The 10,771-nt window shown below is 58.4% G+C and carries 7 protein-coding genes; 4 read left to right on the forward strand and 3 right to left on the reverse strand.

The genetic code is table 11. From position 1 onward, the window contains the following. From ACYQ11_RS07780 to ACYQ11_RS07790, 3 genes are all read right to left on the reverse strand, one after another. Entirely contained in the window at positions 1–711 is a 711-nt protein-coding gene (locus tag ACYQ11_RS07780; RefSeq protein WP_459923206.1) for a segregation and condensation protein A, read from the reverse strand. Positions 712–751: 40 nt separating this feature from the next. Beyond that, a complete protein-coding gene (locus tag ACYQ11_RS07785) occupies positions 752–1,762 on the reverse strand; it encodes a tryptophan--tRNA ligase (protein ID WP_459923207.1) in 1,011 nt (336 codons plus the stop codon). Between the two features lie 537 nt (positions 1,763–2,299). Then, positions 2,300–4,981: a CBS domain-containing protein gene (locus tag ACYQ11_RS07790; protein WP_459923208.1), complete on the reverse strand. Its 2,682-nt coding sequence runs from the start codon at positions 4,979–4,981 to the stop codon at positions 2,300–2,302. A 464-nt stretch (positions 4,982–5,445) separates the two neighbouring features. Here ACYQ11_RS07790 and ACYQ11_RS07795 point away from each other — a divergent pair, with 464 nt between their 5' ends. From ACYQ11_RS07795 to ACYQ11_RS07810, 4 genes are all read left to right on the forward strand, one after another. After that, positions 5,446–6,402, forward strand: a complete 957-nt coding sequence (locus tag ACYQ11_RS07795; RefSeq protein WP_459923209.1) for a radical SAM protein — start codon at positions 5,446–5,448, stop codon at positions 6,400–6,402. 244 nt (positions 6,403–6,646) lie between these two features. Then, positions 6,647–7,858: a type II secretion system F family protein gene (locus tag ACYQ11_RS07800; RefSeq protein ID WP_459923210.1), complete on the forward strand. Its 1,212-nt coding sequence runs from the start codon at positions 6,647–6,649 to the stop codon at positions 7,856–7,858. An 11-nt stretch (positions 7,859–7,869) separates the two neighbouring features. Continuing rightward, positions 7,870–9,174 carry a two-component system sensor histidine kinase NtrB gene (locus ACYQ11_RS07805; protein WP_459923211.1) on the forward strand — a complete coding sequence of 435 codons (1,305 nt, stop codon included), beginning with the start codon at positions 7,870–7,872 and terminating at the stop codon, positions 9,172–9,174. A 294-nt stretch (positions 9,175–9,468) separates the two neighbouring features. Further along, on the forward strand, positions 9,469–10,761 hold the full coding sequence (locus ACYQ11_RS07810) for a hypothetical protein (protein ID WP_459923212.1): 1,293 nt from the start codon (positions 9,469–9,471) through the stop codon (positions 10,759–10,761). The last annotated feature ends 10 nt before the right edge of the window (positions 10,762–10,771 follow it).

Raw genomic sequence — 10,771 nt, forward strand, 5'->3', positions numbered from 1 at the left:
CTAACGATAGCACAGGCTGATCAGTCCGCTCTGGACATGCTGGCGGATGTCGATCAGGTTCAGTTTGGCCATTTCGAGGATGGCCAGAAAGGTCAGCACCACCATGCTTTTTTCGTCCGACGGGTCGAAAAGGGCATGGAAATGGATGCGGGGGGTTTGTTCGAAGACGGCGACGATCTCCATGATCCGATCCTTGACGCTCATCCGGTTGGTCGAAAAATCCACGGCATGATCCCGGTACCGGCTGTCCATGATCCGGCGGAAGGTGTCCACAAGTTCGAACAGCCCCAGGGTGATCTCCGGTTCTTCGTCCGTAAGGGTTTCGTCGTCGGCAAGGCCCCCGGTGAACACGTCCCGGCCGAGCATGGGCAGGGTCGACAAATGGTCGGCGGCGGATTTCAGCTTCAGGTATTCGAGGAGGGGCCGGGCGATTTCGAGACGGGGGTCTTCGTCCTCGCCCTCCTCGTCCTGCGACGGGAGAAGGGTTCGCGACTTGATGTGGGCCAGGGTGGCGGCCATGTAGAGGAAATCACCGGCAAAATCGATGTTCAGAAGGCTCATCATGTTCAGATAGCCCAGGTACTGCTCGGTGATTTCCGCGATGGGGATATCGGTGATATCCATGTCGTGCTTGCGGACCAGATAGACCAGAAGGTCCATGGGACCTTCGAACATGGGAAGCCTGATTGAATAGGTCTCGTTGGCCATCATGCCTCACAGGGGTCCGGTCCGGCCGCGCCGGTTTTTGACATCAGCGGATCGGGGTAATGCCCACCGCCTTGCGGATCGTTTCAAGAAAGGGCACGCTGCGCTCCCGGGCCTTGAGTTTGCCCTTCTGCAGCACCGATTCGATGTGCCCGGGATCATTCATCAACTCTTCGTACCGGCTGCGGTAGGGCGCGATGTGCTGGTTCAGGTAGTCGAACAGCAGGGTTTTCATTTCACCCCAGCCGATACCCGCCGCATAGCGTTTTTTTACATCCTCGATCTCGTCTTTCTCGGCAAAGGCCTGAAAAATCGAAAACAGGGTGCAGCCCTCGGTCTGTTTGGGCTCACCGGGCTCCTGGGAGTTGGTCTTGATTTTCATGATCAGCTTGCGCAGCTGTTTTTCCGGGGCGAACAGGGGGATGGTGTTGTTGTAGCTCTTGCTCATTTTGCGCCCGTCCAGGCCCGACAAGACCGCCACGTTGTCGCTTACCACCGCTTCGGGCAGCACAAAATGCTCGCCGTAATGATGGTTGAACCGACCGGCGATGTCCCGGGCCATTTCGATGTGCTGCACCTGGTCCCGACCCACGGGGACCTTGGCGGCTTTGAACATCAGGATGTCGGCGGCCATCAGGATCGGGTAGCTGAACAGGCCCATGGTGATGCCCTTGTCCGGATCCTTGGACTGGTTGGCCTCGTTGTCGGCCACGGCGGCCTTGTAGGCGTGGGCGCGGTTCATCAGGCCCTTGGCGGTCATGCAGGTCAGAATCCAGGTGAGTTCAGGCACCTCGGGGATGTCGGACTGGCGGTAAAAGAAGGTGTTGTCCGTATCCAGGCCAAGAGCCAGCCAGGCGGCGGCGATTTCCCGGCTGGACTGGCGGATGCGCTGGGGTTCGAAACAGCTGATGATGGCGTGGTAATCCGACAGAAAGTAAAAGGATTCGTTGGTGGTTTCACGGCCGGCGGCGATGGCCGGCCGGATGGCGCCCACGTAATTGCCCAGGTGAGGGGTGCCCGTGGGGGTGATGCCGGTCAGTACAATGTCTTTTTTCATGGTCGTTTCCTGAAAGTCTTATCCTGTCCGCATAGGGGCCGTGATCCGCATCACAGGCCCGTCTTTCGGTTTCGTGCTGCCTTTCTACCTTATCACGGACAAAAATTCAAACCAAAAGCCGGGTCAGGCCAGGGTAATCGCATGTTTCGTCTTCTTGAAGAAAAGCAAAAAACGGCCTTCGTGAGAATCTCAGCGGATTGATCTCAGATCAATCCTGTCGACGTAAACACGTCATCCGTGCCGGCAGGAAATACACCGCGTGAACACACGGCACCCTCTTTGTGCCTTTGTGTCTATAGGCCGTCTCCTTCGGAGACGCCGGTTTAACCGCTCTCACAGAGGCACGGAGACACAGAGAACGCCGGACATGCCGGGGCATGTCGCACGGCAACGCTCCTGTGGGCATCCCATGCGGTGACGGAAAAGAGCCCCGCCTCTTTTTCGTCATGCTCAAAGCATTTAACCACCCGGTCGCTGTGCTCCCCACAGGGCATGACCCATGGGTCGTGCGGGATAGACATGCGATGGCCCTGCGGGTCAGGCCGGGTGCCCGGACGGATAGTTCCGGATAAAGGCCAGTTCATCCTCCCGGGTGACCAGGTCTCCGTTGAGCCTGGCGTCCAGGGCGGCTTCGAGGATTTTCCGGTAAAGGGGGCCGGGCGCAAGGCCCAGGGCCCGGATGTCCCGTCCCTGGATCGAGAGGGTGACGCCCCGCAGATGGGTGTAGAAATGTGAGATGTTTTTGCGGATTTCCTCCTGATCGGTGACCGCCATCATGGTGAGAATCAGCTCGGTCCGGAAGGGGGACAGACGGCGGTAGAGCTCGCTGTTGGACGCATCGGGATTCTGCTCGAGCCAGACAAGACAGCCTTCGGCCTGATACCGTTCCCGGCCGAACAGTTTCCGGTACCGCGGCTGGAAACACAGGCGCTCGGCGATGGCATCGCTGACGCTCCGGGGGTATTTCCGGACCATGACCAGGAGGTAAACCACCCACCGTTCGAAGGGTTCGTTCACATAAAGGAGGTCGTGCCAGGCGATGACTTTCTTGGCCGAATCCAGGGCCCGGATCAGATCCTTGGTCAGGGTCAGGTCCTTGTGGATCACCGCCATCAGGCGGTAATCGAACAGGCGGATGATGGCGGGGATGGGGTTTTCCTCTTCGAGGATCTGTTTGAGTTCGGAAAAGACCCGGAGCCCGCCGAGCCGCTTGAAGAAATCCATTTTCACGGCGTTCCGGATCAGGCCTGAGGTCAGCTTGCCGATGGTGAATCCGAACCGCTGCTCGAACTTGATGGCCCGGAAGACCCGGGTGGGGTCTTCGACAAAGCTCAGGTTGTGGATGATCCGGATGGCTTTGTCCTTCAGGTCACGCTGGGCCGAGAAAAAATCGATCAGGGTCCCGAAATGGTCGGGGTCCAGGCGGATGGCCAGGGTGTTGATGGTGAAATCCCGCCGGTACAAATCCAGCTTGATGGAACTCATTTCGACCTCGGGCAGGGCCGCCGGAGACCGGTAGTATTCCATGCGGGAGGTGGCCACGTCGATCTTGAACCCGTCGGGGAAGATGACCACGGCCGTCTTGAATTTCTCATAGGTGTTGATGCGGGCCTGTTCCATGGCGGCGTAAGCCCGGGCAAATTCGATGCCGTCTCCTTCGATGACGATGTCGATGTCGTCGTTGTCCCGGTAAAGCATCAGGTCCCTAACAAATCCGCCGACCACATAGACCCCGAACCCCAGGTCGGCAGCCACCTTTCCGATGGTTCTCAGGGTCTCTATGATATGGTCGGACAGGCGTTCCTTCATGAACGGCAGGATGTTCCGGGTCTTGGCGTAAAAGGGTTTCTTCAGGGGGTCCGGGAATTTGCCGGTGTTCATGTGGGCTCTCTGGACCAGGATGTTCAACAGGTCGGTGCGGGTGATCACCCCGATGATCCGGCCATTGTCGATGATCGGTACGATGCGCTGCTTGTGCTCGATGATGATGTCCTGGATCTCGTCTAAGGGAGCGTTTACCGGGGCCGTGATCACCTCCGAGGTCATGAATTCCATGATCCGGGTGTTGTCGAGTTTGTGGAACAGGGCTTTTTCGACCACCTGCCGGGTGATGAACCCCATGATGTTGTCGCCTGTAAGCTCGCCGTCCACCACCAGAAGGGAGTTGATGTTGTACCGGGTCAGCAGCTTGGCCGCCTCACGGCAGGTGCGGTCGGAACCGGTGACGATGGGGGGGCTGGACATCAGCTCCCGGGCGGTCCGGTGCGACTTGACCGTCCGGCCGAGAACGTCGAACAGAATCTGTTCGACCTGGGCCAGGGTCTTGTCGCGAACCCCGGCGGCGGCGGCGTAGGGATGCCCTCCGCCCCCCAGGACGGCGACCACCTGGCTGACGTCCACCTCGGGGCAGCGGCTCCGGGCCACCACGTGGACCTTGTCTTCCATGCGGCCCAGGGCAAACATCACCGGGATGTTCTCCATCTGGATCATCTTGTGGACCAGCAGGGCGAAATCGTTGATGTATTCTTCGGACGAGACGCTGGTGAACACGATGTCGATGCCGTTGATCCGGTGCAGGGTCTGGGACTGGATCATGTCGTTCAGGCAGGCCAGCTGCCGGGGCGAAATTTCCTTGGAAATCATGTTTGAAATGAGGGTCAGGTTCGCCCCTTTGGACAGCAGGAAGGCGGCGGCGTGAAAATCGGCCTCCGTGGTCGAGGAAAAGGTGAAGGAACCGGTGTCCTCGTAGATGCCCAGGCACATGATGGTGGCTTCCTCCGGTGTGACGGGCAGGTTTTTTTCCCGGATCATCCGGACCAGGATGGTGGTGGTGGCCCCGGTGGCTTCGTAGTATTCCAGGCTGCCCCGGATATCGTTGTCCGTGGGCGGATGGTGGTCGTAGATGTGAATTTCCCGGGCGTTCAGGTCGATCAGGTCGTGGAGGGCTCCCAGTCGGGCCGCCTGCTTGGTGTCGACGATCACCAGCCGCTCGACCTCCCGGCCGTCGATGTCGGCGGGGTCCATTCGATTGAACAGATACACCAGGGAACTGATGAAGAAATTTCTCAGGTTGGATTCGTGGGAGCCCGGAAAGACCACCACGGAGTCGGGGTAGAGCTTCTGGGCCGCCAGCATGGACCCGATGGCGTCGTAATCGGCGTTCACGTGGGTGGTGATCACGGTTTTTCCCCGGGGGGCGGTCTGGTTCGACTGATGCATGGCTGCCTGATCGTTACGGTGAATGGGGGTCGGATGTCATTGACCATCAACGGGTCAATGGGTCTGATCGAAACCGACTGTTATCCTATATCGGACACGCCCGGACAGGTCAAGGGAATCGAACGGCAGGGCAATCGCATGTACTAGTCGTTCACGAGCACGGCAGGCCGAGACAGGCTCGACCGTCGCATTCCGTGCCGGTTGAACCCTCTGAGGGCTGCGTTCACGTGGTGCCGGCAACCATCGTGAACGTGCTCGTGCTCGTGACCGTACACGTGAACGGCATGATACGTCCCGCAGGAAGAGGCCCATGTGTTTTAAGATCATACATGCGATTGCCCTGCGTGGCGGCGGGATAACCCTTGACAGGGCCGTCTGCCGGTGCGAGACTTTCAAGCGTGAGTTACCATGGACGGCGGAATCGGCCGCGCGGAACGGAAAACGGATTCAAAAGGGAGAGGACCATGTCGGGGGTTCGCAACAAGCCGAGTGATACCTGTCTGTTCGGTCCGGTGCCGTCCCGGCGCCTGGGCCTGTCGCTGGGTGTGGACCTGGTCCTGCCCAAAACCTGCTCGCTGGATTGTGTCTACTGCGAAAGCGGGCGAACCACGGTGCTGACCGCCGAGCGAACCGGTGCGGTTTCCGCCGAACGGGTCATAGGCGAGCTGTCCTCCTTTCTCTCCCGCAACCCGTCGCCGGACTACATCACCTTTTCCGGATGCGGGGAACCGACGCTCAACCCAGCCATCCGGACGGTCACCGAGTATCTGAAACGGCATCACCCCCGGTACCCCGTGGCCCTTCTGACCAACAGCACCCTGTTTCCCGACGCCGAGGTGCGGCGGGACGTGCGGGATGTGGATCTGATTGTCGCCTCTCTGGATGCGGTGTCTCCCGGGGTGTTCCGTCGGATCAACCGGCCGGCCCCGGGGATTGAGATCGGCGCCGTCATCGAGGGCCTGGTCGCCCTGCGCCGGGAGTTCAGCGGCCTGCTGTGGCTTGAAATCTTTATCGTTCCCGGGCTGAACGACACCCCCGGGGAACTGGACGGTCTGGCCGCTGCGGCCCGTCGTATCGGCGCGGACAGGATTCAGCTCAATTCCCTGGACCGTCCGGGCAGCGAGGCCTGGGTCCGGGCCATGGCTCCCGAGGAACGCCAACGGATCGCCTCGCGTTTTTCAGGCTTTGAAATTATCGGTGATGCCCCTGAGGCCGGGGCGGCCGCGGCCCAGGACGCAGATACCGCCCTCGAAGGCCGGATCCTTGCCATGATCCGGCGGCGGCCCTGCACGGCCGAGGATCTTCGCGTCAGTCTCTCGGCGTCGGCCCAGGCGGTGGCCGAGTGTCTGGACGGCCTGGTCCGGACGGAACGGGTCACCACCGAGTCTCTGGACCGCGGATTGTTTTACCGGATCGCTTGAACCGGAATGAGTAAATCCGGTTAAATCATGAAAAAAATCTGGAAATGTTTGCCGTTATTGTTTATTGTTAACCTGCTTTGATGACGATCGGGGAAAAATGAGTTTTTTTCGGTGCACGTTCCGGCCGTCGGCTTGAATCGTTTTTCCATCACCAGACCATGCGCGTATTATGATAAGAATCTGTGGATCGGCTGAGAGGATGTTGATTGGCAGGCATCCTTATTCATAACCAGGGAGGAAGAATATGCCGGTATACCTGTGGGAAGGCAAGAACAGAAAAAACGAGGTCCGTAAGGGCGAAATGGAGTCCGCCAGCGAGGAAACCCTCCGCGCCCATCTGAACCGACTCAAGATCACCCCGACCAAGATCAAGAAAAAACCCAAGGACCTGTTCGAAAACGTCGCCCTTCTTCAACCCAAGGTCACCGAAAACGACGTCATCGTCTTTTCACGGCAGTTCTCCACCATGATTGACGCCGGTCTGCCCATCATTCAGTGTCTCGATATCCTCCATTCCCAGCAGGAGAACCCCACTTTCAAGAAAATCATCTGGGGTATCAAGTCGGACGTCGAAGGCGGTCAGACCTTTGCCGAGGCCCTGAAAAAACATCCCAAGCTGTTTGACGCCCTGTTCGTGAACATGGTTGCCGCAGGCGAGGCGGGCGGTATCCTCGACGTCATTCTCCGGCGTCTTTCCGCCTACATGGAAAAAATGATGAAACTCAAGCGTCAGGTCAAGGGGGCCATGACCTACCCCATCGTGACCATCGTCATCGCCGCCGTGGTGGTCGGCGTCATTCTGGTATTCGTCATTCCCACTTTCATCGAGATGTTTGAAAGTTTCGGTTCCACCCTGCCTGCTCCGACCCTGATCGTCATCGGGCTGAGTAATTTCACCATCGGCAACATCCACTGGATTATCATCGGCATAGTTCTGGCCATCATGGCCTACAAGCAGTTCGGCAAGACCCCCGTCGGCCGGAAAACCCTCGACGCCCTGTTTCTGAAACTGCCCGTGTTCGGCATTCTTTTGCGCAAGGTGGCCGTGTCCAAGTTCACCCGCACCATGGGCACCATGCTCAACAGCGGCGTGGCCATTCTCGAAGCGTTGGACATCGTGGCCAAGACCGCCGGGAACGTGATCATCGAGGACTCGATCTACCAGGTCCGGTCCGCCATTTCCGAAGGCCGAACCATGGCCGAACCCCTGGCCGAATCGGGCATTTTCCCGTCCATGGTCTGTTCGATGATCGCCGTCGGCGAATCCACCGGCGCCCTGGATACCATGCTCGAAAAAATCGCTGATTTCTACGATGACGAGGTCGATCAGGCCGTGGAAAACCTCACCGCCCTGATCGAGCCGTTCATGCTGGTCTTTCTGGGGGTCGTGGTCGGCGGTCTGGTCGTGTCCATGTACCTGCCGATCTTCCAGATGGCCGGAGCCGTGGGCGGATGATCTGACGCCGGATGGACACCCGCTTCACACCGCCGGACGGCGATCTGTTTCGTAAACTGAAATGGATGATGCTGTTTCGGCTTCTGTTCGCCCTACTGCTTCTGGGCGGCACCATCATTTACGGGGCCAACGAGGACCTGTCCTACACCTCCCGGCCCCTGGTCCACATCTACTGGCTGACCGCCTGGATCATCCTTCTGTCCCTCTGCTATTCCCTGGTGTTCTCCTTTTTCAGCAACGACAGGGTATTTGCCTACGTGCAGGTCGTGATCGACACCCTGATCGCCACGGCCATCATTTTCCTGACCGGGAGTTTTGCCAGCTTGTTCACCTTTCTTTATCTGATCGTGATCATCAGCGCCAGCATGCTGCTCAGCCGCAAGGGAAGCATGATCATTGCCGGGCTCTGCTGTCTGGAATACGGCATCATGGTCGATCTGGAATACTACGAGATCATCCGCCCGGCCTTTTACCCCGAAGGGTACCTCCATGAGCACTATGAATGGAGTCAGGTGATCTACAAAATGGTGACGGTGATGCTGGCCTGTTTTCTGACCTTGTTTCTGAGCGCCTATCTGGCCGAGCGGGAGCGTCGGGCCCAGAGCCGGCTGCACAGCATGGCGCGCCAGGTCCGGCGCATGGAGCAGATGGCTGTGGTCGGGGAAATGGCCGCCGGTCTGGCCCATGAAATAAAGAATCCCCTGGCCTCGCTGTCCGGGTCCATCCAGATGCTCAGGGAATCCGGGCCCGGGGACGGGGATCAGGCCAAACTGATGACCATCGCCCTGAGGGAGGCGGAGCGCCTGAACGGTCTGGTCAGCGATTTTCTTCAGTTCGCCCGGCCCAAAAAAGGAAAGCCCGCGATTATCGAAACCCGTCGTCTGATCGACGAGACCCTTTCCCTGTTCGAGAACAGCGACGGGTACAAGGAACGAATCCGCATTGTCCGGCGTCTGACCCCCGATTTGTGGACCGAAATGGATCCGGATCAGCTCAAACAGGTGATGCTGAATCTCCTGCTCAACGCCGCCGAGGCCCTGGCCGAACAGGGGGGGACGATCACCGTCACCTCGTTTCTGCACCGGGATCAGCGGCTGCGCATCAAGATCGCCGATGACGGGCCCGGGATGGACGAGGCGACCCTGGCCGCCATTTTCGATCCTTTCTTCACCACCAAATCCAAAGGCACGGGCCTCGGCCTGTCCATCGTTCTACGCATCCTCCAGGCCTACGACTACGGAATCGATGTCAAAAGTGAGAAAAACACAGGCTCCACCTTCACCCTGACCCTGGCCGCCATGCCTGCCCCGGTATGATTAACGATTCCTTTGACAGACCCTTCGGCCGTTGTGACACGCGACCAGAGACTCCGGCCAAACCCCGGCAGTCCGGCATCTGATTGCACCGCTAAAAACAACTTGACGGAGGGATTTTTGATGGCGTACCATCCAATTTCTTCAGGTTCAGTTTTTTTTGAGCAGTTCACGGGACACCTTTTCAGAAAGAAAGCTGTGTGTGACGGCAGAGCGGTCGCGGAGTGATTGAACCGGTCGATACCCCAGGAGGAGTTGGTTTACGATAACCATAAATTAGAGGAGATTGGCCTGATCATGAAATCCATTGTCAGATCGTTGTTTGTGTTTCTGATGCTTTGTGTGGTGACCGCCGTGGCGGGGTGTGGTGATGGTGGCGGCACCGGTGGGAATCCGCCATCGACGTTCGAGTCTTTCGATTCGAAGAAAATCACCGCGTTCGGTTTTGCAGCACCGCTGGCGACCGGGGTGATTTCCGAGGCGGCGAAAACCATATCCGTCTCGGTTCCCTTCGGGACGGATGTGACGGCTCTGGTGGCTGTGTTCACGACGACCGGTGTTGAAGCGACGGTTGGGGGCCTTGACCAGGAAAGCGGGGTGACGGCCAACGATTTTACAGCTCCCGTGGTATACACGGTGACGGCGGAGGATGACTCGACGGTGGACTATACGGTGACGGTCACCGTTGCCCCAAATGATGCCAAAGAAATAACCGCCTTTGTGATCGCCGGTCAAACGGATGTGGATATAAATGGAACGGATATCACCGTGACCATGCCGCCCGGAACGGATAAATCAAGCCTGACCCCCCAGATTACCCATACCGGTGCCGGTGTCAGTCCCGCGTCCGGGACGGCCAGGAATTTCACAAACCCGGTTGTCTACACCGTCACGGCGGCGGACAGCAGCACCGAGGCCTATACCGTGACGGTCGTTGTTCCCCAGCAAACGACCCTGTCCTTCGACTTCATGGTCGATGGGGACGCCCTGGTGCTAAGCCAGGGCAGTGACTGGTATTATGCCACCACGGGAAGTAACCCCCGCACCGGCAACTATGCCAATGGCTATTACATGAATCAGACCGAAATTGCGGCGCCCTGGCTGTTCACGGGGGATTTCACGGCGGAATTCGAGTTTTACCTGAAGGTGCTCGACGACGATTATATCTACCGTTACGCCTTTCGACTGGTTGATCCCAACTGGTCGACGCCTTCTGAAAAATACTTCGATTTCGCGGCGTATTACACGGCCTTTCCGTCCCTGAACGATCCGGGCACCCCGACCTATTATCAAACGGGACAGGGAGCGGCGTCGTTCAACTACGACGATACGTATACGTCCGTTCCGGGCGTCCACAGCGGGACCAACACCTGCCGCCTTGAAAAAACGGGCCACACGGTTTCCGTTTATATGAACAACACCTTTGTGCGGTCGGTGACCATCGACGAAAGCAACCGGTCCATCGCAGGCTACGCTCCGTGCATTTTTGGCCACAACAGCTGGATAGAAAGCGATAGCAATTTTTATCTCAGATCGGTGACGATCGAGTACATGGACGGCGAGGCCGTTCATCACGACTGGAATGAATGATCGTATCCGG

It is taken from the genome of Desulfatiferula olefinivorans (assembly GCF_054657895.1).